Source organism: Scytonema sp. PCC 10023 (genome assembly GCF_963920835.1).
Classification (GTDB): Bacteria; Cyanobacteriota; Cyanobacteriia; order Cyanobacteriales; family Nostocaceae; genus Kalymmatonema.
The window spans coordinates 24826-47700 of sequence record NZ_CAWUDP010000064.1 but is presented as its reverse complement, the minus strand read 5'-3'; the positions used below and the strand labels follow the sequence as shown (position 1 = coordinate 47700).

The following is a 22875-nucleotide window of genomic DNA, read 5'->3' as shown; positions in this document are numbered from 1 at the left end:
GGATTACACTTACCCAAATGAAAAATTTTGCTATAGGAACTGGGAACTGGGGATTGACCTTCGGGGAAGAATTTTCTCAATTGGTGATTTCTCATCCCCAACCCCTCATCTCAAGTCAAGCCACTCGTCCTACAAGGCTGCTTTTGTCTTTGATTCCAATCATTGGTTTTTTCCCTTCTCTATGGACGTACCGCCGTCACGGAAGTCGGGAACAACTTGCTGTGAGTCGTCTGTCAATAACTTTAGTATTGACCTGGCTTTTGGGTTACCTCTTGCTAGCGACTGGGGCGGTAACTTCAGAGTTTTTAACACTGCGTCTACTTATCCTTAATAGCTTTCTCACCTCTAGCTACTTTTTAGTTAGTATCTGGTTAATTGTTCGTGTAGCTAAAGGCAAATCAAACCGGTTGCCTCTTGCCAGTCGCTTCGCCTCGATAGTGCTTGGCAAATAACTATGGTAAATCTTAAGGGATCAAGGCAGCTGCCAGTGTTTCTACTTGTATATGCCAAAAAACTACGCATTTTATTCCTAACAATTCTAGTTAAATCTCTTTTGCGATTATCATACTTCAAGAAAACCTCTCCGGATTTGCCAAAAAATAGGAGAATTACTGCAATAAGTGTTTTGGTTAACACTAAAGTGGCAATTTTACCACTGATAATCTAATAGTTAGGTATTATGGGTTAATTTCTCTGTTTCGATAGCAGTGGATTTTCCGGATTTTATTCAGTAAGTGTGAGGAAGTCAGTGACCATTCAAAGAACTTCGGCGCAAGAAAACCATTCCACAAACACTAACAATTTAAGTGATAAAAATGCCAGCAGCCATAAATCTGGACGGTGGTTGTGGTTTTGGGTGGGTATGAGCGGTATTGCAATGGTGTCAGCAACTGCAGGGGCGCTGTTGGCAGTTTCTTTAACAAGTACACCTTTAATGCAAGCTTCTTTAAGTGCAGATGAAGCGGCGGTGTTTGATGGCGATCGCATTTCCGGGAGTGGGCTGCGATTTTCAGAATTAACTCGCCCGGTGAATATCTTAATCATGGGGATGAGCGTACTCCCGTCCGATGTGCGAAACCCTCCCGGTGAAACTAAAAATCTTAGATATCTGCCCCAAGTCAACTCCTTTGATGGTCTTGCTGATGTCATGCTCTTGATCAAATTTGATCCAGAGAAGAAAAAATTAGTCATGCTTTCTATTCCCAGAGATACCCGTATAGAAATAGAGGGACACGGTCTCAAAAAAATTAATTCTGCAAACGTTTTTGGTGGACCAGCTTTGACTGCTAAAACTGTTAGTGACCTGTTGAACGGAGTAGGAATTGATCGCTATATCCGAATTAACGTTTTGGGAGTTGGTAAGCTGATTGATGCTTTGGGTGGAGTCACAGTTTACGTACCCAAAGATATGAAATATCAAGATGATTCTCAGCACCTTTATATTAATTTGAAGAAAGGAAAGCAGCATCTCAATGGCGAGCAAGCGCTGCAACTTCTGCGCTTCCGACATGATGAAAATGGAGACATTGGTCGAATTCAGCGACAGCAAATGGTCATGCGAGCGCTGATGGATCAATCTCTCAACCCAGCGACCCTAACTCAATTGCCCAAAGTTCTTAACGTAGTCAAAGAACATATTGATACTAACTTAACAATTGAAGAGTTATTGGCACTGGCAGGTTTTGGAGTGCGAACAAATCGCTCTAATATGCAAATGTTAATGCTGCCTGGTCGTTTTAGTCAAAAAGGCGAGTTTAATGCTAGCTACTGGTTACCAGAAAAGGAACGCATTAATAGTATGATGGCTCAGCACTTTGAAATGGAAACAGATTCTACACCTCAGGTAATAAATCCAGCTTCTTTGCGAATTGCAATTCAAGACAGCACAGGTAGCGATAAAGCTAATCTCCGACCTTTGATTAGAGCATTAGAAAAATCTGGCTATACTAACGTCTACATAGCTAAAAGCTGGGGTGAACCCTTAGAAGTGACTCATATTGTTGCCCAGCAAGGAGATGGTAGCAGTGCTGAATCAATTCGCAACACTTTAGGAATTGGAGAAGTGCGAGTAGAAAGCACTGGCAATCTCGGATCTGATATTAGTATCCAAGTGGGTAAGGATTGGTTACAACACAGGGAAAACCTTGAAAATCCTGTCCAACCTTAAGCTTGTCTGTCACGAATGTTCTAGCAACACCTTACAGCAGAATTCAGGACTCAGGAGCCAGGAGCAGAAGTAAAATTTGCTCTGTATTTGTGTTCTGTGTTCTGCGTTCTGCGTTCTCCTGTTACGATCAATCTATTTTTGCTTTTGCAAAAAGTTTATTTTACATAACAAATAAGGATACTGAGTTTACACTCCCACGGATCCGGGTATGCCTGCGGCACTCCTGAGGGCAAACACAATCGCGCCGTGGGATTCGTAAGCTGGAGCAAATCAACTTATCTAACTGAGTTGCCCTATTGCGTTCCTGGCTGATTGCTTCCAAATCCAGTCCTGTATAATCAAATTCACCACTTCAGGAGTTTCATCTTGGGGACAATGCCCCACGCCTTCTAAAGGAATAAACTTTTGCACTTGTGGAAAGTTGGCTAACTCTCTACCTAACTCAACTGGTTCCCAAGGATCTGCTGTTCCCCACAAGATCATCGCTGGACAGGTTAGTTCAGGTAAAAGGTCTTCAGCTAAAGGACCTGAGGAATAAGAGGTAAAGGCGAGGAAAACAGCTACAGCCCCTGGATCTCGTGCTGGTGCTGTGAGTATATCTACTAACTCTTCTGTGACTGCTTCAGAATTAGCATAGGCTTGCAGAAGAATTTTTCGTACTGTTTTCGGTTTGGCGACTTGATTAAAAAAGAAGTCGCCAATTGGTTTGACAGATAGTATACGTTGAAGTAAGGGCGCTCCGAAGCGTCGATGCCACGGTAAAGTTCCCCGCTTGCGATCGTGCAATAGCCGCAGAGAACAGTTGAGCAGTGCAACTGCTAATGCGATGTCTGGGTTACTCACTGCTGCTTGCATCACTACAATACAGCCAATGGAGTTAGCAACTAAAAAAGCAGGTTCACCCACGACCTCACGGCAAAAATCTGCCACTTGCTGTCCCCAAGTTTCAATTGTGTAAGCAATTTTCTCACCAGGTTTTGGTTTCGCTGAACTGCCAAACCCAATCAAATCAATAGCATAGACACGGCAGTTATCCGCCAGCACGGGTATATTTTTCCGCCAGTGACACCATGATGCTCCGAAGCCATGCACTAAGATAACGGCTGGTCCGGTGGTTCCTTGGGTTTGGTAGCAAATGGGAAAGCCTTGCCAAATCCAGGTTTTTGTTGAGGTTAATGCTGGAGTGGAAGTAGAGGTCGTCATCGAAGATAGATAATGAGTACAAGGAGTAGATATGCAGCTTTTTGCTGCAGGCATTGCTGTTTTTATTGTTACAGTACTTGATCTTGTAGCAGTACTTAATAATGATTAATAATAAGCTTTAACAGTGAACAGTGAACAGTAAACAGTTATCAGTTAAATACGAGTGGTCGCGCATCCCCCACCAGCCCGCCGTCAGGACTGATAACTGATAACTGATTTAAGGATAGGGAGTCGTATATCTAGTAACGCAAACAGGGTTTGCGTCGTCGTAGTCGTAGTATTAGCATCATCTACTTCGTCATGGGATTTCTCGGCTTTGATGTTGCTCTTACTTATGATAAAGCAGGTGTAGTTATATGACCCATTTCCTACAAAGCAACAACTACCTATCATTGTTGAAGTTGCGAAAACCGACCAAATACCCTTTTATAGGAATTCTCTGTAATAATGCGCTTTCTGCCTTAATTTCTCTAAAAAATAAGCATATTTCATCAAATAAAAACAATTAACGGTCTTTAAAGTCCGAAAATTGCCCAAAACCCAAATTCGATGCAACAAGCAATGAAGTCGATTTTTACAAGGCTGTAGTCAAAATCTGTTGGTGAACGAATGGACAAGGAGAGGACACTTGCGTACCGGGGTTCTCCCGCCCTTGCAAAGTGTCTGTGGACAAGTGGACAAGGAGGACAGGAAAGTCTTTTTGTAACAACCAACTACTTATAACCACGCCTTTGTTACAGAAAAAGTATTTTTGACTATATATTTGACTATTAATTTATCAATCTAGACGGTAGATATCCTAGCTTGGTTCCTGGCGTTGGGACTGCACAACTAAGTTAGAGCATATCAACAAGCCTAGCATTGCTCCTCGTACCCATAACTGGGTACACATTCGCCTTCGAGCAGGGCGCTGCCTTAGAATGGCACAGAGTGCTCGGATGATTGCGATCGCGCTTTTGTCCCGCTAAAGAGCGATGGGCAAACGCGAGTGCGTGTCCGCTTTCCCTCAGCCCCGCCTTTCCTGCGGAACGCTACTTTGTGCCTTCACCCGGTGGGAGCTTACGCGCTTAGCACAAGCCACCTTTAGGAGTTACGGCGATTGTAAAGGTGCCAGTGCCGTAAGCGCAAAGCGCACACTGAGCGCCAAAGGCGCACGCTACGCGAACGTGTTGGCACAAGCCTCCTTTAGGACTTACGCGCGCAGCGTCTGCGCTCTTGAGAAGGCGATCGCCAATTTGTTGAAAGCTCAAGAAATTCATCCCAACGAGACTGAATCAATTGGCACTTCTTTGGTATATAGAAACTAGAGACAGAATGCCACTGTATTGCTATCTTAAATTGGAGGCAATAACAAATTTTTGATAAGCACGTAACTTCATGGGAACAGATTACCGAAGGGTTTTACTTAAAGTGAGTGGTGAAGCCCTCATGGGCAATATGGGTTATGGAATTGATCCACAAGTGGTCAAGGAAATAGCCGAAGAAGTAGCAGAGGTGGTATCAACAGGCGTTCAGATCGCCATCGTCGTTGGAGGCGGAAATATTTTTCGTGGTGTCAAGGCGGCGTCGGCTGGGATGGATCGAGCAACCGCTGACTACATCGGGATGATTGCCACGGTGATGAATGCTATGACATTGCAAGATTCGCTGGAACGAATCGGGGTACAGACGCGGGTACAAACCGCCATCTCTATGCAAGAAGTAGCCGAACCGTATATTCGTCGTCGTGCCATCCGCCACTTAGAAAAAGGGCGGGTGGTTATTTTTGGTGCTGGTTCTGGAAATCCCTTTTTCACCACCGATACGACTGCGGCATTGAGAGCAGCAGAAATTGAAGCTGACGTGATTTTTAAAGCCACTAAGGTAGACGGGGTTTATGATGCTGACCCCCACATCTACCCAGACGCCAAACGTTACAATACCTTAACATACGGGCATGTTTTGGCAAAAGATTTGCGAGTAATGGACAGTACCGCGATAGCCTTGTGTAAGGAGAATAATATCCCTATTCTTATATTTGACTTAACAGTGCGGGGTAACATCCGCCGAGCAGTCATGGGAGAATCGATAGGGACGCTTGTGGGAGGTTCTTGTGAAATTAGCTGAAGCTGAGAGTACGATGCAAAAGACCGTTGAATCGACTCAACGGGCTTTTAACACGATTCGCACTGGTCGCGCTAATGCGAGTTTATTGGATAAGATAACGGTGGACTACTACGGTTCGCCAACGCCGTTGAAATCACTGGCAAACATCACCACGCCAGATTCCACAACGATTCTGATTCAGCCTTATGATCGCAATACTTTAAACCTGATTGAAAAGGCAATTTCCATGTCGGATGTGGGTTTAACCCCAAACAACGATGGTTCCTTAATTCGGCTAAACATTCCGCCGTTGACGAGCGATCGCCGTAAAGAATTAGTCAAAATCGCCGCCAAGTATGCCGAAGAAGGACGCGTTGCCATTCGCAACATCCGCCGCGATGCTTTAGATACGATTCGCAAACTGGAAAAGAATGCCGAAATCTCAGAGGATGAAGCACGCGATCAGCAAGACAAACTGCAAAAATTGACCAACAAGTACACCGCCAGAATAGACGAATTATTGACAGAAAAAGAAAAAGACATCACAACCGTCTAGAAAGAACACGGAAAAATGCTTATCAGGGAGACGCGGTTCTCAACGACAAGGAGACATGAGCATAAGGTGAAAACGACACAAGGACAAGGAGACATACCAGACACGGGGAAATTTTTCACCGAAGACTCTCCGTGTCACCTCGTTTAGTTATCTTCACCTTATCAGCAGTGTCACTACGTCTGGTCTTCTTCGCGTCCAATAGAACCGCGTCAGTGCATCTCATAGCTTTTCCAGCATAGAAATAAATGCTCATGTACTACCTCAAAATATTTTGTAGAGGTAGAAAGTTGCTTTGTGACTACTTGTGGCATAATATAAACTTTTTCAAGCATTAGCTCTGAAACATTTCATTTCCAAAATATTTACTACAAGTTAATGAAGAAAGATAAAGAATTGGTGAGAAAGCTGTTATATTAATCCTATTTGATTTGTGTGAAAGTGCCTGCGCAAGTGCATAAATCGCGTATGCTTAGATTCCCGACTTCTTAAAAAAGTCGGGAATCTTGTTGTTCACGTAGCCGAAGGCAGCCCGTAAGGTTTATGATTTAGGATTGCTATAACAATCCGCGCAGGATTTATGAAAAATCTTAAGTATTGTAGGGTGGGCAGTGCTTACCGTATTTTGCCCACTACATCCGGTTTTGCGTTCGCACTGCCCTCCGCAAGCGTGCCGTTCAAAAATCTGCGGAGGAGTCCTATATAACAGTGAAGCAAATGAATTTATTTTCGTATAAGTTGACAAAAAAGAGACTTTTTATTTGGTAGCAAAAAAACTGTTTAAATAACCAACCATTATGCATATAATATTAATATAAAAACTAATATTCAAATTCTAAAACAGCCGTGCAATTCTCGAATTTTCTTGTTCTGTAGCCTCTGTTGTCCTTTGCACTTCATTTCTCAAAAATCAAATAGGACTGCTATAATACCACCGTAATTAAGAAAAATAAATAAAAAGAGTGATGATACATAGTAATATTTACGGATAAAGCATAGTTTAGAAAGAATAAAGATTTAGACAAGCCAAACCAAGATACATACCATTTTGAACAGCAAACTACGAAAATTCATGAAAGTCTCGTCAGACTGCCGATTTAGAAAGTAAAAACAGAAACTGGACAACTAACAGATACAGGAGCAAAGACAACAGCCATATGTACGACTGTATTATCGTCGGCGCGGGACCAGCTGGTGGAACAGCCGCATATCATTTAGCCAAGCGGGGACGTTCAGTATTAGTCTTAGAAAAAGAAACGCTGCCAAGATATAAACCCTGTGGAGGTGGAGTATCGCCAGCGATCGCCCAATGGTTTGACTTTGACTTTAGCCCTGCAATTTCAAGCAAAGCAGACACAATTCGCTGTACCTGGAACATGGGCGAACCTGTGGAAGCGGAACTAAAAACTCCTGAACCAGTTTGGATGGTTAGGCGCGATGTATTTGACCATTTCCTGATTCAGCAAGCGCAAAAGCAAGGGGCTGAACTCAAAGATAATACAGCAGTCACAAGCATTGAATTTAAAGGTGACTCTTGGCAAGTTAATACAGCAAATGGATCTGTCAGTGGACGTTACTTAATTGCTGCTGATGGTGCAAAAGGACCAATGGCAAAATTCCTAGGCTTCAAAGACCGCAAACGCCTTCTAGCAGCAGCCTTAGAAGCAGAAGCATCAGCCAAAGTGGAGAACGGACACATTGCCCACTTTGAGTTTGGCATGATCAAAAACGGGTATCTGTGGAACTTTCCTAAAGCAGATGGATATTCTATTGGAATTGGCAGATTTTTGGGCGGCGGTGAGGCTCAAGATTTCAAAAGCATTTTGAACGAGTATGGCAGCTTGTTTGGTGTGGATATCAAAATCTGCAAGCAGTATGGTCATGCCTTGTGCTTGTGGAATGGCAATCAAAAGCTGCACACTGAAAATGCGGTTTTAGCTGGGGAAGCTGCTTGTGTTGTTGACCCCTTCACAGCAGAAGGCATTCGCCCCTCAATTTTTAGTGGGATGAAAGCGGCAGAAGCTATTGACCAAGCCTTAAGTGGTGATATCAACGCCTTGGAAAAATACTCCGAGATAATTAACGAACAATGGGGTAGTGATATGGCTTGGGCGCAGAAATTAGCTGGGGCGTTTTACCGCTTCCCCGGTATTGGATATAAAGTGGGTGTGAAGCGCCCCTCATCTGTCCAAATTATGGGCAAACTTTTGTGTGGTGAAGTGCGTTACAGCGAAGTCACTGGTCGGGCGCTCAAGCGGTTAGTTCCTGGTTTTGGTGGATAGTTATTAGTCATTGCGCGATCGCCACTTGAGTTATTTCTCAACCATTCAACCACAGAAATTTTGCTGAATGATTGCTTTCTTAGTTTGGGCGATCGCCCTAGTTTGATGACAAAGCGGGAATCCACACGTTAGTGTTAGCAAAACTAGCACTGCATTCTGGACAGATTATCTGAGGTATGGGCACGGGAACTGATTCCATACTCCTATGGTAAGTGGAAAAACTTAGTAACCTGAGGCAAGAGCTTGTTACAACTTTGAACTAGCTCCGTAGTTAATGGCAAATCCGCAACTGTTCCTTTCAGTAATTTCAGTGCTGTTTTTGCTATCTTCTGCATTGCTCCATCTTCTGGCTTTTGACCTGCTTCAGCAATCGCTTTTACTTGTTCCAAGGCTTCTACTTTGTCCTCGTCACTCAAATTCGTGTCAGCTTCAATAGCAGCTTGGAGTTCTGTCAGCAGTTCCTTAATTCCTGGTTTGTCCGGTTCACCTGAGCCAGCTAACTGATTGATAGTATTGGTAAGACTGGTGCTGATTGCACCTCTTGCAACTCCTGTCATTGATAAATTTTCACCTAGGGCAGCAACACCACCTATATTACCACCGCTAACATTTTGAGAGATTCCACTAGGATTATTAGTCATAGTACCTACCTGTTCAACGTTTGAATAAAAGTTAGGGCGCTGAAGCGCCGATATTATCATATTTTCTAAATGACGGATTGTGTTATCTTTTTCTGCTAATAGTAATTTAATTTCTTGCTCTGGTAAGCTTTTAATGTGATTATAAGTATCAAAATATTCTGCACTCAGTTCTGACTTATCTGCATTTGGCGCAGTCTTAGCACGAAGCAAAAACTTATCTGTGCCAGGTTTCTCCATTGCTACGATTAGAAGTTCTGCGTCTGGATGGTTCTCAGCTAACTGCTTGATGGAAATCGCAATGGCACGGGGGTCAACGCCTTGGTTATGATAAAGGTCGAGTGTGGCAACAATGGCTTTGATAAAATCTCCAAACTCCCCATCAGCAAAAACCTCTTCTCTGTTTTCGGGTTTGCGGAGGGGGTTAGGGTTTTCTTTGGTGGGGAGACGCATATAAACGTATTCACACCGTACCCCATCAAATTGAGTGTTACTGGTAATCGCCCAGTCTTCAATAAAAGCTCCTGTTAAGCAAGCCCCTGTCAAATCAGCTTTATCTAGCAACGCTTGTATGAGCTTTGCACGTGATAAATTGGCATTTTGTAAATTAGCTGCGCCCAAGTCCGCAACGATGAAGCTGGCATCTTCTAGATTGGCATCCTGAAGATTCAAACCCCTTAAATATTTGCGATCATAGTTTCTTTCTCGACCATCTTTTGTGATTACCAATTGCCGCACCTCTGGAGCTTCCAGATATGTGCCATTAATGCGAGCCTGCTCAAGGTTTCTGGCATTAAACCAGCAGGTGCGGGTAAGAATAGCTTTTCTAAAGTCTGTATTCTTAAGAATCGCATCTGTAAAATTGGCATCTGTTAAATTAGCATTACGAAAGCTGGTTCCTCCTAGAACACCTATATACCGTGGTCCAGCTATGGTATTGCTAAAGTTTGCACCTATTAAGTTAGCATGGGTAAAATCAGCACCTCGAATATCGCTGTAGCTAAAGTCAGCATATACAAGGTTTTGTCCCTTAAAAGAACGACCTCGAAGATTTTGTCCAGAATAATCTAGTCTTCCAGAAATATTACTTTGGGGGCTTATACGCTCGGAGCCTAGATTTTTTACTTGATTTGGAGTCCTACGGTTAATCTTTAACCGTTCAGTAGATGTATTTATTCCCTCAAACTCTAGAGAATTTTCTACTTCATTAATCTGACTTTCTTGCTGTGTCTTCAGGTTTTCAAGACTTGCTATCGGTTCGGGAACGAGTAAATTTACTCCTTCACACTGTATAGATCTTTCTTTTCCCAAGGCTTTTTTCAATTGATTAGTAGCACTACTTCTGTCGCCACGTACCCAATCTCTAATACTACGAGTATAAATTAGTAATGGTTCAAATCCTGCCAATGGATCGGCAAAGGTTTCTACAACAGATGCCATCCGAACCCACTCTGCTTTATCCTCCAATTTCAACCCTGCAAGAGTAGATGCTATCTCCCGCGCCACTTCATTAGGTCTTGTATAAGCTAACGCTGTCCACCTTTGAGTCTGAGCAAAATCCCGCATATCCGGATCATGGCTGTCAAGCTGCTGCTGCACATAAGCAAGTAAAAAATCAGACAACTCATTAATCCGCTTTTCAGCAAATCGGGGATTCTCCTTCAACTCCTTCAGCAGAGCATTTCTCACTACCGTATCCATTTCATAGAGTTCATTCCCTACTTCATCACAAAGGCTAGAAAGCAGTAAATCCGCCACCCCCATCCAAGGGATGTTCAGCGCTTCACCGTTGATATCACGTTGAAAATTAGCCCACATCTGGTAAAGCAAATCTGGCGTCAGGGCTAACGGAAAAGCAGCATGGTAAGCCAGATAGAGGTGCGCTTCTCCAAAACGTTCCCCAAAAGTTTTAATACGGCGAGTGGCGACTTCTGGCTTCATTGGCTTTTCTAAACTGAAGTTTTAGACAAAGAATTTTGGAACGGTTGTAAGAAAATTCCTAAAATCTTATCAACTTCTTTAATGTAGTATTCAATAGAATCGATACAGACAGTACTTTGTTCTAAAGTCAAAAACTTCCAGTTGGTTCCAGTTGTAACTGCTCCATAGATAACTTCAATATCATTTCCTGCCCTTTGATTAAAAATCTGAGCAGCAACCATTGTGGCAGCGCATTGCCCCAACCCTGCTATTATATTCTCATTTTTTGCCTCAACCACTGTGACTACTGGAGCACTGATAAAGTACTGCTCACCAGATGCACTGAGAAGAAAGTCACAAAAGCCTGAGAGTCCTTGAGCTGGTTCAACATTAAACTCTATGCCAGAAAATAAGCTGATTCGATAATCCATCTGTCGTCTGACCTCAGACAAGATGGGAGCAATGAGGAACTCGGAACGGGCTTTTTCACTATTGATGGCAGTTGCTAAAGGTAAGTTTTCATCTAGCAAGCGTGTCAGCAAGTCAGATGGCTGTACCCCTGGTACATTCCGAAACAAATTGCGAGTTTCATCCAGAGTTAAGCTCAATGTATTTTTAGCTTTAGCGAGAGTAAAATCACTGTATGCCATCTGTTTCTTGTACTTCTCATTTTTACTCAGTAAATTTTAAGTAGGGTACGTTACGGCTTTGCTATCACGCACCATGTTATGTGGCGGTGCGTTAGGCGCTCCCGTCATGTTTTTCGTTACAAATCATATCGAATATATACGCCTAACACACCCTACAAGAATTTTATTTTTACTTTATAAATGACCTCTTAGCTGTTAGCCCAAACTTTATGCTCAAACTTGAGTCCAAAGCTGTTACTACAACAGCCGATATTCTAATTGTGCATAACTTCCCCGTCCCCGCAACACATCAATTGCCCCATCCAAGCCTTGACGGCTAAACTCAAACATCGGCACTAATCGGGCAACTTCACCCGCTGTTGTCCCAAACCAGCGCTCTTTTGCCATTGGGTTAAGCCATGCAACATAACGCACACGTTGTTTTAGTTGGTCGAGAAATTTTTGGGTCAATTCCAGCCGTTCTATGCTAAAGCCGCCCCGTGCTGCCCCTGCATCACTAAAAATTAATACAGCGGAACGTTCCGGGCGCAGTTGAGCCAAAACATCTGTGACAGCTTCAGCTTTCTGGCGTGTCGGATCTTGGTAGAGATATCGAGTGGGACAATTGTGAAAGTAGTAAATACCAGCCTCTCCCAAACGTCCTCCTCGCTGAGCAGTCTCCGCTAACCGCTGAGACAGCGCATGAAACGGCACCATTGATCCCTTCTGGTCAATCAGCAACAGCAACTCAGTTCGATTTATCCGACGGGGAAGCAAAACAGGTTCCAGCAAAACCCCTTGTTGTACAACTCGGTCAATGGTTGCCTCCACATCTAATTCTGTAGACAAACCTTCCCGCACAAAACGGCGGAGATGTCGCCAGCTTTGTTTCATCTGCCGTCGAGTGACAGGGAAATACTCATCTGATTGAGTGAAGCGATTAACAGTAATATCCTCATCTCGTTGAGTAGTAATCTGTACCGCTTCCGCTACTTGAATTTCATCTTCCACTTGCATCAATTCCGACGAGATGGGCACTGAATCCGACGTAGTTTTGACAGGTTCGGGCGTGGGGGCAGTATCCGAATCAATAGTGGTCGAGTCTGATACAACTGGTTTTTCGGGTAAGGTTGTTGCGGGAGAAGAAACTGGCACAGTGCTGCTTGATTTGGCGATGACCTGTTGAAAGTGGTAGTTAAACAGGTGTTCCTCATCCTGAGATTTCACCCACAAGGTACGGCACAGTTCCGCCAAAGCCTCCTGATCAGTCGTGCCAAAGCCTTCCCGTAACGCACGCAAAAAAATATGGTACTCATTAATACCTAAAGGTAAGCCAGCCTCTCGCAGCCGAGTAAAGAGGTCAAGCAGCGGTAGTTCTTCTTGGGGAGCTTCCATGTTCACATGCCCGATGGCGATCGCGCAGAGGAACCGTCTCCTTGAGGCGATCGCACCTGTTCTCCATATCGCCGATAATCATCCCAACTCTTGAGCAACACCCCCGGATACAACAGTTCTGTCTTCAACTTGGCAAGAATTTCATCATCCTCATGATGGCGGAGAATCCGCACCCAGTCCATCAGTTCGCTAGTGCTGACCTTCTTGCCAGCCTCGCCCTTGTCCCGCCGCATTTCTTCGCGCAGTTCTAAAAAGCGGTAAATAATGGCGTCCACCACATCCAAAGACGAAACTGGGAAGTGTGCCTTAACAATATCAATTAACTGCTGACGCTCAGGGAATTTGACATAGTGAAACAAACAACGGCGTAGAAAGGCGTCGGGTAAGTCTTTCTCATCATTACTGGTAATAAAGACAATAGGCGTGACCTTCGCCTGGATTTTCTTGAAGCGACTGCTCTGTTTTACCTCTGCCACCTCAAACCGTTTCTCATCAAGTTCCAGCAGCAGGTCATTGGGGAAGTCAATGTCAGCCTTATCGATTTCATCAATTAACACAACACTAGGCAAGTCACTGCGAAAAGCACGTCCTAACGGTCCCCACTCTACGTAGCCGTCCGCATTTTTCGCCCGAACTGCGGCTTCATCATCAATTTGCGACGCAGCAAGTTGAGCATCCCGCAACCGTCCAACCGCATCATAAGTATACAGTCCATCGCGTGCCCGACTAGTAGATTTGACGTACCAAGCTTCATAAGGCAAACCCAGTTCGTAAGCCACCGCACGGGCTAATTTTGTCTTGCCACAGCCCGGTTCTCCCTTGAGTAATAAGGGTCGTTCAAGGGTTATAGCCAAATTAACCGCCTCTACCAACTTCTCACTCGGCAGGTAGGGATACAGCAATTGCCCCGTCTGCGGGTCTTGCTCTCCTGGCTTGGGCTGCACCTTGCCCGTGTATTTCAGCCGCTTTCCGTCTACAGTTCTAACCACCTAACCTCTTCCTCCTGCCAGTTACAGCCGCACAAACCAAAAATTTGGGCAAACACATGCTCTGGAACCCCTTCGCTCTTTTCTAAAATCACCTTAACTGTATAGTCAATTTGTTTAGTGACCTTGGTTGGTAATGCATCAATTGCATTTTCCATCCAATTAGCCAATACTTGGTCAGATAGGCGATCTATCATTGGCAACCTGATGGGGATACAGGGTTCCCAAACTGGATCGAGCTCGTCTGCATATTGGATATTCCAGGTGTTGACACAACCCTCATGGTCAACTAAAAACATGAGGAGAAAAAACTCGTTGGTTGGGTAGATTGTCTGTTGAGCTGAGTTTACCAACGGTAGCCAGAATTTTTGGATGAGTTCATGCAGATAGTCTTCATCAATGCAGTCAAAGTCATGAAAAACCAGGATGATGTGCTGGGTTTGCAACTGAGCTACCGCATTCTTAGCAATTTCCTCATGGGATGAGAAGTTTTGTACTCCCATTTGACGACCAAGCTCTCGCCATAGAGCAGCAATGTCTGTTCTCAATGCCCTACGGGAGAGATAAAACTGGATTGGGGGAGTCACAGTACTTTCTGGAATTGCGTGTAACAAGCGCTTAAGCAGAAAGATTTGACCGTGTTCCGGTGAGCCATGAACCAAAAAAGCTCCTATTCGTTTTTCTTCAATAAATTCTCGGAACAGCCGCACCTGCTGGACATAATTCAGGCGAAACAGTTCACTGTGTATTCGCTCATTATCTAAAGACCTTTCAATAGTTTGAATTTGTTTAAGGAGGCGATCGCGCTCAGCCTCAACCCGCTCAATCTCCTTTTCTAGCTGATAAGCTACTAAAGTACCTGCCTGGATAGCAGAATCAGCCCGCAAACGTCGTATCTTTTCGCTGAGCAGATCGTACTGCTGCTGAAGTTCTTTGTGTCTTTGCTGTAAATGCCGAACTGAGGACATCAATAATAATAAATTATCTTAAACCAACGCTCACCCTACTTTTATTTATTAGAGCTTTGACGGATGACATCTCTATTCAGCCCCAGCTTTCTAAATTACTGCAACGCCTGTTCAATCTCATCCAACTCATCACCAAGACGCGCTAGTTGAGCTTCTTCATCCAAAAGCTGCTTTTCTAATTGGAACTTAACAGCCGTACCAGCCTCAATAGCCAGAGCATCCCGCATTCGCTTCACTTTCTCGCTACGGAGATCCCATTCTGCCTGGAGTGTGTCTCGTTTTTGCGCTAATCGTCGCTTTTGTCCAGCAGTCAAGCCACTGGTAGTCGAGTTAACCTCAGTCACTGCTATTTCTCCAGGTAAAAATTTACTTCCACCTGCGTAGTAGCAAAGTGGAAAATTATCACCCAAATCAAGCACTTTGTTAACAAACGGATGCTGTGGTCCCGAAGCTCGCTTGGGTACTTCCTCAAACAAATAAATCATAACGTCAAGAATACGAGCATAGCCATCTTTATTCTCTTTATTCACGGTTGCTTTGCCTTGTAAAGCTTCTAACAAGCAAACCGTAAAAGCACTGTAGGGCTGACCTGTGTAGGAATATTCGTCTTCCCGCGATGAAGCAACGACAACTCGACCAGTTCCTGTTCCCAGCATATTTAACAGGTCAGGTGGTACAGGTGATTTGATAAAAGTTTCTTCAGCTTCTTTAAGAGCAGGTACTCCTCCTGCATGACAACAATCGAGCAAAACGACGAGCTTACGTGCTCTAATTGCTTCAATTTTTTGGGTAAACTCCAATCCTAATATGGCGGTGTCTACACGTTGGCTGGGATCGTAGCCATAAGGCACTAAGAAGTATTCATTTGTACGCTTAATCCGTCCACCATGACCAGAGTAGTAAATAATTACTGTTGCATCAGGATTTTGGTTTACCTGTTCGATAAGCTGATCGAAAGCCGTGAGAATTTCTTGCCGAGTAGCAGAAGTCTCGGTTAGCAAGTTGACCTGGTTTGGTGGATAGGCAGCTCGATTAGGGTTAATTAAAACATCTCGTAGGGCAGTAGCATCTTTGACGGTGATGGGTAAATCAGCACCAACACCGATGAGTAATGCATAACCATGAGCAAAAGTTTGATTTGTCACGCCCTATCCTCTTGACTTATTGAAAGTGCTTGGTGACATCCCTTTTGAGGAGAGATACACTAATCTACCAAGCCAAGTCAAGACATCCCAGATTTTTTCGGCAAATATTTGGGAAACCAAGATGTTCTGAGTTGTTTACCTCACTCTGTGACTACCGCTTTTTTTTGCGCCTTTGTCAATGGGCGAAATTAAATATTCCCAGAAAAAACCCAAAAAATCCCTACAGTGAACAGTAAACAAACAATTCCCGCTACACCAGCAAGGGGTTTTTTATTCTTACCTGTCACCCAGTCTGAGACTTTACCTGTGTAATCAATCAGCTGCGCTGTGTCTAAAGTGGCGATCGCCCACACCCATCCAGCATGCAGTCCCCAAGCTAAGCCGAGACTCCCCCCATCGACAAAGCGTGCTAGTACCAACACCATTCCCATAAACCAAAGCCCAGGTAATTGTGGTGTCGTTTCTCGTTGCTCCCAAACCAAGTGTAGCAACGCAAAAATCGAGCTAGAAATGAGCGCTGCTATCCAAACAGAGTTATCCTTATTAAGTTCAGTAAACAGAAAACCCCGAAAAACTAACTCTTCAATACCACCTACAAATAACGCCACTAATAAAATAGGTAACAAGATAGGTCGCACAAGCTTGAAATTCGACCATTGAAAAGAGCACCATCCCAGCCACAATTGCCCAGAAAACACTACTGCGATGCTCAACACTCCTAAGGCTAAACCGAACCCCAAAGAATATAGAGTTGAAATGTTGCTGGGTAAGCCGTAATCTGAGAAAGGTGTATTGGTTAGCCAACTAGCTCCCCATAAAATAAAAGGTGCTAACAGGTAGAGAGATACCACTAAAGGTAACTTTTGTTCTGGCTGCAAACCTTTAGAGAGTTGCCACTTTAGGGCAAATGCTATGAGTGCTGCTATAGGCAACCAGCAACCCACCCAAACAATAAAAAAAGCTATCACAACAAACAGTACTGGTGCATCTTTTAAAGATGACAGTAACAAGTCGGGTGATAGCTCAAATAACGCTATAAAATCAGCGAAAAAAACACGATACACTTCTTGCATAATAATTTTTGGCTTGGCAAGAAAAATTTTTCTTGATTTAGAGCAGTTTTCAAACAGGAATAGCAATGTTATCCTGCTTTTGCAACTGCCTTAAGTATGATTTATGAATAGCTTTTCTTTATTCTCAATCAAGCCTTTGCCAAAGTGCTTAAATTCTGCAATAAGTCTGATCGTATTTTTAAGTTGCAACAAATTTTAAAGCTTTCTGTGTAGCTGTAGAGACAAGTTATAAAACTTTTGCCTTAAACTTGTCTCTACTATAAGAAAACTTTACTCGTCGTCTTCTTCGTCTTCGTCTTCTAGATCTTCGTCTTCGAGGTCTTCATCCTCATAGATTTCTGCATCTTCATCATGCTGGAGTAGCTTTTTATCACTATCAACTTGAATTAAGTGAATATGCTTGTATCCCAGCTTAATTTCAAACTCATCACCCGGCTTTAAGCCCATAGCTTTGGTGTAAGTCGCGCCAATAACAATTTGACCGTTTTGGTGTACGCTTACCCTGTAAGTCGGTTCACGTCCACGACCATCTTTAGGTGCTTCTGGACTTAGAGGAATTCCTCTAGCCGACAGCAAAGCATCATAAAAATCAGTAAGATTGACACGAACTTGGTTATTTTTAGTAACTGTATAATAACCACACTGCTTTGCTCTTTCTCGCCGTGGTAAATTAGAAAGTTCTTTTACTTTCGCTAGCAGTGCTTTTCCAGTTAGTGGTGCGGTGGCAGTTTCAGTCATTACGCTTCAAATATCCTCACTTTCTCCAAACTAATAAACAAGCCGTCTTTTGGCAATTCTTGGCTTCTTGACATTTGCACAAAGTTACCTAAGACCCTAGAATGAAGGGCTAATTCCTCCATACACAAGAGCCACAAGAGAATCTCTTATGGTTGCCCACAACAGATTAAGGTATAGTTGTCACAGGCATTAATTTTGCTAATTTTACGGCATTTTTAACCATTATTTGCCATCTGAAATGAGATAATTCTCTTTTTTGGCACTACAGAGTGGTACAACTTTGAGCAACCTTTACAAATGGCGGAGGCAAAACGTGCAGAGGATTTTCATCCCGCTTTTGTGCCGTTAAGTTCTACCACTAGAAACAAGTCGTAGACTCAACAAATTGCAGGCTTTTTACTTTCCTAGCTCTGTCTTTATTAACCTTGAGTCGTGTGGTTTTGCCCACTGATACTCAAGAAGCATAAGACAGCATAGTATTTTCATAGGGTTGTGCCGACATACAACCTTTTCTCCTGCCAGTAGAGACCAGAAATTTCTTGCCTCTACTTAATTACAAAGAAACAAAGCAGTAACAGCCGCCCTTACACGGCGATTGATACTGGTTTTGTTGCCTCATAATTTTATATTAAATAGTAGCATGGTTTAATAATAGCAAAATTGCTGTTTAATTTTGAATTAAACTTGCTGATACACTTTTATGTAAATCCCTATCCTTGGGATGAGTATTACCGTCGGGATTTTATAAAAATTCATTTAATTTAGACAACCAGTTTTAAGGAGTGAGTTACAACCAAGAGTTTCTTGATTAAGAGGTCAAGATGTTCATTAATCGCTTTAACAATTCTATATAACCAAAAAATTGGCGCTTCACGACTGCCATACGCGATTTTTTCAATCAGTGGGTCTTTCACTCGTATTGACATCAAGATACAGTTATAACCTAAGGAGCATTCAATTTGAAGATTTTCAGTTAAAGGATGAACTTAAGCCCCATTTCCCCTGTGCCTCTCTCTTACTCGCCTTCTCCATGAACCCAAACACATGAATGAATTGTCAAGCAGCGATTATTTTTTTTTTAGCTGAATGTGTTGACACATTTGGTGCCAAACCCATTACGTGCTGATACAACTCAGATTTTCATGATTATCCTTAAAATAGAATGAGTCGTTTAATCATCAGCCTATTAACAGCTACCTTAGAATTAAGGGCAGCAAGAATATAGCTCACTTGTTGGTGGGCGACCGATGTGTGGGAAAAATTTTATAGATACGTATAGCAATTTCAAGACTTTGGTAGGTAACAATGGAAGTTCTTTTTAAGGTCATACGACAGCAACAAAATTCCTCCCCGGTTGTGCAAACTTACGTTTTGGATACTGAAGCAGGGAATACAATTCTGGATTGTCTTAATCGTATTAAGTGGGAGCAAGACGGAACATTGGCGTTTCGCAAAAATTGCCGCAACACAATTTGTGGTAGCTGCGCGATGCGAATCAATGGGCGTTCAGCTTTGGCTTGTAAGGAAAATGTTGGCAGTGAAATTGCCAAATTACAACAGACCGAAATAACCGGAGGTCATGCAAATGTCATTCCAGAAATAACGATCGCACCACTTGGCAATATGCCTGTGGTCAAAGATTTAGTCGTGGATATGAGCAGTTTTTGGAACAATCTTGAGAGGGTTGCTCCTTATGTGAGTACAGCAGGGCGTAGCGTCCCAGAACGGGAATTTTTACAAACACCCGAAGAGCGATCGCGCCTTGATGAAAGCGGTAATTGTATCATGTGTGGAGCTTGTTACTCTGAGTGCAATGCTCGTGAAGTTGACCCAGACTTTGTTGGTCCCCACGCCCTTGCCAAAGCTTACCGCATGGTAGCAGACTCTCGTGATAGCCAAACCGAAAGTCGTTTAGAAGAATATAACGAAGGCACAAAAGGAGTTTGGGGTTGTACCCGTTGTTTTTACTGTAATTCTGTATGTCCAATGGGTGTTGCCCCATTAGAGCAAATCACCAAAATCAAGCAGGAAATTCTTGATCACAAACAAGCAAGCGACAGCCGTTCAATTCGCCATCGCAAAGTATTAATAGACTTAGTCAAAGAAGGCGGCTGGATTGATGAGCGTCAATTTGGCTTACAAGTCGTTGGAAACTACTTTAAAGACCTCAAAGGATTGCTCAGTATTGTTCCCCTTGGGTTGCGAATGCTAGCCCGAAGTAAATTCCCACTTTCGTTTGAACCTTCACAAGGAACTCAACAAGTGCGATCGCTCATTGAAGCCGTTCAGCAACAAGAGAATAAAGTCTAGGAGTACAGACACAAGTGATTATTGAGGGAACCAGGAGAACTCAAGAGCCGGGAATTTCTCCCTCATCCCCCTCATCTCCCTCATCTTCCCCGACTCCCAAGACCGTATGGGAAGTGCATGTTCATTCCTCAAAGATCCCCCCTAACCCCCCTTAGTAAAGGGGGGAAAATAGCCCCTCTTCTTAGAGGATGTTTGAGAAGTCATATTTGTTACGCGAAGTATTTTATATCCCCCTAAATCCCCCTTAAAAAGGGGGACTTTGAAAGGCTTTTTGCCCCCCTTTTTTAGGGCAGGGCTGTTTCATTTCACAAGGGATAACAGTTTGTCAATATCATTAGATATAAATCGTTGAGCAGAGGTAATGGAAGAATAACCATTTCGGCGTAACACATTCAGGGCGATCGTTCGCATTACCGATAGATTCGCAGGAGCATTACCCTTGCGTATGGTCGAGTTGTCTTCCTCAAAAACCACATCTTTAACCCAATGGAGACGATTCTCAATTCCCCAATGCGTCCGAATTCACGATCGCGAAATCAACTGCCGAATGTACCAGGCTACTAATGTAGTATGTAACTTGATGATATGCTTTCCCTGCACGAGTACCAATTCGTTCAATCTTAATTAACTTTTTTCAGCCCAGCCCATTCCTGACTAATGCCAGTTAAATCATTAAAAACTTGCACCGTTCGTGTTGTAGCTCGGTTTCGAGTTCTTTCGTTGCTGATATAGCGACTTGTTGGTTTGGCATTATCTGTATTACACCGAATTTGGCGATGCAAGTTTTTTTGGTTAGCTTTAACGGCGATTGCGCGGAGCGCACTGCCCCTTGGGCAATCGCGTAGTCATTGCCACCATCAATAATTAACTTGCAAGTTTTTTTTGGCAATGTAGAGCGTCCAAACTAAAAACAGCACCTTTGATATCCAGTACTGCAATCAAGTTTTGTACTGTGGTAATTTCGCTACCTTTCTTATTCTCTAATTTGTCCATACCTAAAACTAACCCTTTTTTGCCTGCAAATACCGAGACAATACTCACAAAATTTTGATACTCGCTTTTATAGTCTTGCACTGTTCCTTTAATGCTTTTACCATCAATTCCACACCACTCGGATGTCTCCAAATAAACATAGTTTTGTGCCCATTGATTGAACGTTGCGGCAAGTGTGTCAAAATCGACTCCCATCAAAATGCGCCGTATTGTTGAATAAGATGGCACACCATGTTTTTGTGTGCCAAATGTTTCAATCAATACACGACGATGACGCTTTACAAAGTCTCCCCATGCACGATATCCAACATACCCGCTCATAGTTCCCATAATTACAAAGAGCAAAACTAACCACAGAGGATGTCTTTGTCCATCTTTCGTGCGAAAGTCCTTAACCTGCCGCAGTTGTTCAATTAAATTTGCACCCATTACTTTCACTCCCTCGACACTTGTAATTTTACGTCTTTTAGGGAATGAAACAGCCCTGCTTTTTTAGGGGGGTTGCGGGGATCAAGTCTTATCCGAACCGTATTGCCCTGATCTCCCTTAACGGGGGTCTTGAGGTACATTCAGCGGTTGTCCAGAACGGTTATAAACGAAAATATCCCATTGTCCATTCACGCTAGACTCAAAAGCAATCCTACTGCCATCAGCACTAATTGTTGGATTACGGACTTCTGCTTGCAGGTTAGCAGTCAAATTTCTTAATTGACGTGTTTCTCTCTCGTAAAGGAAAATAGCTGAGCGACCCTGACGACTACCAACAAACACGATAGAACGACCATTTTCAGAAACAGCAGGATGAGAAGCAACAGTATCAAAAGAATTTAAACCAGGCAAATCTACCAAAGTACGAGTGACCGTATCAAACATATAGATATCTTGGCTCCCTCGTCGGTCACTCGCAAAAACAATATATCTTCTTGAAATTTGGGGATCTAATTCCGAAGCAGAACTATTCAGACTTAGACCCCCCGGATCATATCCATAATTGACTAGGCGCGGGTACCCAGCACAGCCACCTAACAAACTAGCCAAGGCAAATATAGGTAGAAAAATAAAGCGTTTCGTCATTAGTCATTAGTCATTAGTCATTAGTTCTTCCTCTGCTCCCTCACTCCCTCATCCCCCTCATCTCCCTCATCCCCCTCACTCCCTCACTCCCTCACTCCCTCATCCCTCCTCACGGGGGTTCACCCACTGCTGCGCCGTTGGGAATATCTAACTCAATATTCGGTCCCCGGTCTAAAACTTCAATATCCCACTGACCACGGCTAGCAGTTTCAAAAACAACATAACGTCCATTTGGGCTAATATTGGGATTTCTTACCCAAGCAGGATAAATGGGGGTAAGGATTTGTGACTGTTGCGTAGCGCGATCGTAAAGCGCCACAACTGGTCTACCTTGGTCGCTGGTGATATAAGCAATATAACGTCCGGTGTAGCTGAGGCTAGGGCTTTCGGCAATTGTCTCTGGTCGGTTTAAGCCAGGTGTCGCAATAAACTGCTGCTGTTCCAAGTCATACAGTAGCACTAGATGACTACCATTACGATTAGATACAAACGCTAAAAAACGACCATTCCCACTCAAGGCTGCTTGCTGCTCTGTGTAGCGGCTGTTGAGGGAAGTAGGTCCAATTGGGATGTCGCTGTAGCTACAAGATACAAGTAAACTTGCCAATGTAAGACTAAGACCCCAAGGAATTTGTCTTTGGAGCCAGAAACTAGGTGTAATTTTTTTCACCTGAACTTTTTCCGTCGCCGCTTTCCCCTCCTCCACCTCAGCTTAT

The 22875-nt window shown here is 43.4% G+C and carries 22 protein-coding genes; 8 read left to right on the top strand and 14 right to left on the bottom strand.

The window, feature by feature from the left end:
- Nucleotides 1-17: 17 nt before the first annotated feature.
- Nucleotides 18-452, top strand: a complete 435-nt coding sequence (locus ACM0OZ_RS31540; protein ID WP_414586767.1) for a hypothetical protein — start codon at nucleotides 18-20, stop codon at nucleotides 450-452.
- A gap of 296 nt (nucleotides 453-748) precedes the next feature.
- Nucleotides 749-2167 carry an LCP family protein gene (locus ACM0OZ_RS31535; protein ID WP_414586766.1) on the top strand — a complete coding sequence of 473 codons (1419 nt, stop codon included), beginning with the start codon at nucleotides 749-751 and terminating at the stop codon, nucleotides 2165-2167.
- 279 nt (nucleotides 2168-2446) lie between these two features.
- Here the strand turns inward: ACM0OZ_RS31535 and ACM0OZ_RS31530 are convergent, their stop codons facing one another.
- Nucleotides 2447-3370: an alpha/beta fold hydrolase gene (locus ACM0OZ_RS31530; RefSeq protein ID WP_414586790.1), complete on the bottom strand. Its 924-nt coding sequence runs from the start codon at nucleotides 3368-3370 to the stop codon at nucleotides 2447-2449.
- 974 nt (nucleotides 3371-4344) lie between these two features.
- Here ACM0OZ_RS31530 and ACM0OZ_RS31525 point away from each other — a divergent pair.
- From ACM0OZ_RS31525 to ACM0OZ_RS31510, 4 genes are all read left to right on the top strand, one after another.
- Nucleotides 4345-4677 (top strand): hypothetical protein, encoded by a 333-nt coding sequence (locus ACM0OZ_RS31525; protein WP_414586765.1) that lies wholly within the window; start codon nucleotides 4345-4347, stop codon nucleotides 4675-4677.
- Nucleotides 4678-4747: 70 nt separating this feature from the next.
- The gene (pyrH, locus tag ACM0OZ_RS31520) at nucleotides 4748-5476 is read left to right on the top strand and encodes a UMP kinase (RefSeq protein WP_414586764.1); all 729 of its coding nucleotides are present in this window, start codon (nucleotides 4748-4750) and stop codon (nucleotides 5474-5476) included.
- Nucleotides 5463-6011, top strand: a complete 549-nt coding sequence (gene frr, locus ACM0OZ_RS31515; RefSeq protein WP_041037706.1) for a ribosome recycling factor — start codon at nucleotides 5463-5465, stop codon at nucleotides 6009-6011. Before pyrH ends, frr begins: the two co-directional genes overlap by 14 nt.
- A gap of 1154 nt (nucleotides 6012-7165) precedes the next feature.
- Nucleotides 7166-8290, top strand: coding sequence for a geranylgeranyl reductase family protein (locus ACM0OZ_RS31510; protein ID WP_414586763.1), 1125 nt, complete (start codon nucleotides 7166-7168; stop codon nucleotides 8288-8290).
- Between the two features lie 203 nt (nucleotides 8291-8493).
- On the opposite strand, the gene ACM0OZ_RS31505 is transcribed toward ACM0OZ_RS31510, so the two are convergent.
- From ACM0OZ_RS31505 to ACM0OZ_RS31470, 8 genes are all read right to left on the bottom strand, one after another.
- Nucleotides 8494-10869, bottom strand: a complete 2376-nt coding sequence (locus tag ACM0OZ_RS31505) for a pentapeptide repeat-containing protein (RefSeq protein ID WP_414586762.1) — start codon at nucleotides 10867-10869, stop codon at nucleotides 8494-8496.
- Nucleotides 10870-10877: 8 nt separating this feature from the next.
- Entirely contained in the window at nucleotides 10878-11498 is a 621-nt protein-coding gene (locus ACM0OZ_RS31500) for a hypothetical protein (RefSeq protein WP_414586761.1), read from the bottom strand.
- A gap of 237 nt (nucleotides 11499-11735) precedes the next feature.
- Nucleotides 11736-12872, bottom strand: coding sequence for a hypothetical protein (locus ACM0OZ_RS31495; protein ID WP_414586760.1), 1137 nt, complete (start codon nucleotides 12870-12872; stop codon nucleotides 11736-11738).
- Nucleotides 12873-12874: 2 nt separating this feature from the next.
- On the bottom strand, nucleotides 12875-13861 hold the full coding sequence (locus ACM0OZ_RS31490; RefSeq protein WP_414586759.1) for an AAA family ATPase: 987 nt from the start codon (nucleotides 13859-13861) through the stop codon (nucleotides 12875-12877).
- A complete protein-coding gene (locus tag ACM0OZ_RS31485) occupies nucleotides 13846-14826 on the bottom strand; it encodes a hypothetical protein (RefSeq protein WP_414586758.1) in 981 nt (326 codons plus the stop codon). The genes ACM0OZ_RS31490 and ACM0OZ_RS31485 overlap by 16 nt, the downstream gene beginning before the upstream one ends.
- 95 nt (nucleotides 14827-14921) lie before the next feature.
- Nucleotides 14922-15971 carry a caspase family protein gene (locus ACM0OZ_RS31480; protein WP_414586757.1) on the bottom strand — a complete coding sequence of 350 codons (1050 nt, stop codon included), beginning with the start codon at nucleotides 15969-15971 and terminating at the stop codon, nucleotides 14922-14924.
- 188 nt (nucleotides 15972-16159) lie between these two features.
- Complete coding sequence (locus ACM0OZ_RS31475; protein WP_414586756.1) at nucleotides 16160-17044, bottom strand: lysostaphin resistance A-like protein; 885 nt, start codon at nucleotides 17042-17044, stop codon at nucleotides 16160-16162.
- 270 nt (nucleotides 17045-17314) lie between these two features.
- A complete protein-coding gene (locus ACM0OZ_RS31470; RefSeq protein WP_414586755.1) occupies nucleotides 17315-17782 on the bottom strand; it encodes an AbrB family transcriptional regulator in 468 nt (155 codons plus the stop codon).
- 1305 nt (nucleotides 17783-19087) lie between these two features.
- Between ACM0OZ_RS31470 and ACM0OZ_RS31465 the strand changes: the two genes are divergently transcribed.
- Together ACM0OZ_RS31465 and ACM0OZ_RS31460 are read left to right on the top strand one after the other, a co-directional pair.
- Entirely contained in the window at nucleotides 19088-20092 is a 1005-nt protein-coding gene (locus ACM0OZ_RS31465; protein WP_414586754.1) for a succinate dehydrogenase/fumarate reductase iron-sulfur subunit, read from the top strand.
- Between the two features lie 14 nt (nucleotides 20093-20106).
- On the top strand, nucleotides 20107-20247 hold the full coding sequence (locus ACM0OZ_RS31460; protein WP_414586753.1) for a hypothetical protein: 141 nt from the start codon (nucleotides 20107-20109) through the stop codon (nucleotides 20245-20247).
- 145 nt (nucleotides 20248-20392) lie between these two features.
- Here ACM0OZ_RS31460 and ACM0OZ_RS31455 read toward each other — a convergent pair whose 3' ends face one another.
- From ACM0OZ_RS31455 to ACM0OZ_RS31435, 5 genes are all read right to left on the bottom strand, one after another.
- Nucleotides 20393-20614 (bottom strand): transposase, encoded by a 222-nt coding sequence (locus ACM0OZ_RS31455; RefSeq protein ID WP_414586789.1) that lies wholly within the window; start codon nucleotides 20612-20614, stop codon nucleotides 20393-20395.
- A gap of 142 nt (nucleotides 20615-20756) precedes the next feature.
- Nucleotides 20757-20981 carry a hypothetical protein gene (locus ACM0OZ_RS31450; RefSeq protein ID WP_414586752.1) on the bottom strand — a complete coding sequence of 75 codons (225 nt, stop codon included), beginning with the start codon at nucleotides 20979-20981 and terminating at the stop codon, nucleotides 20757-20759.
- The gene (locus ACM0OZ_RS31445) at nucleotides 20957-21514 is read right to left on the bottom strand and encodes an ISAs1 family transposase (protein WP_414586751.1); all 558 of its coding nucleotides are present in this window, start codon (nucleotides 21512-21514) and stop codon (nucleotides 20957-20959) included. The genes ACM0OZ_RS31450 and ACM0OZ_RS31445 overlap by 25 nt, the downstream gene beginning before the upstream one ends.
- A 117-nt stretch (nucleotides 21515-21631) precedes the next feature.
- The gene (locus ACM0OZ_RS31440) at nucleotides 21632-22159 is read right to left on the bottom strand and encodes a TolB family protein (RefSeq protein ID WP_414586750.1); all 528 of its coding nucleotides are present in this window, start codon (nucleotides 22157-22159) and stop codon (nucleotides 21632-21634) included.
- 109 nt (nucleotides 22160-22268) lie between these two features.
- Nucleotides 22269-22829: a TolB family protein gene (locus ACM0OZ_RS31435; RefSeq protein ID WP_414586749.1), complete on the bottom strand. Its 561-nt coding sequence runs from the start codon at nucleotides 22827-22829 to the stop codon at nucleotides 22269-22271.
- Nucleotides 22830-22875: the final 46 nt, after the last annotated feature.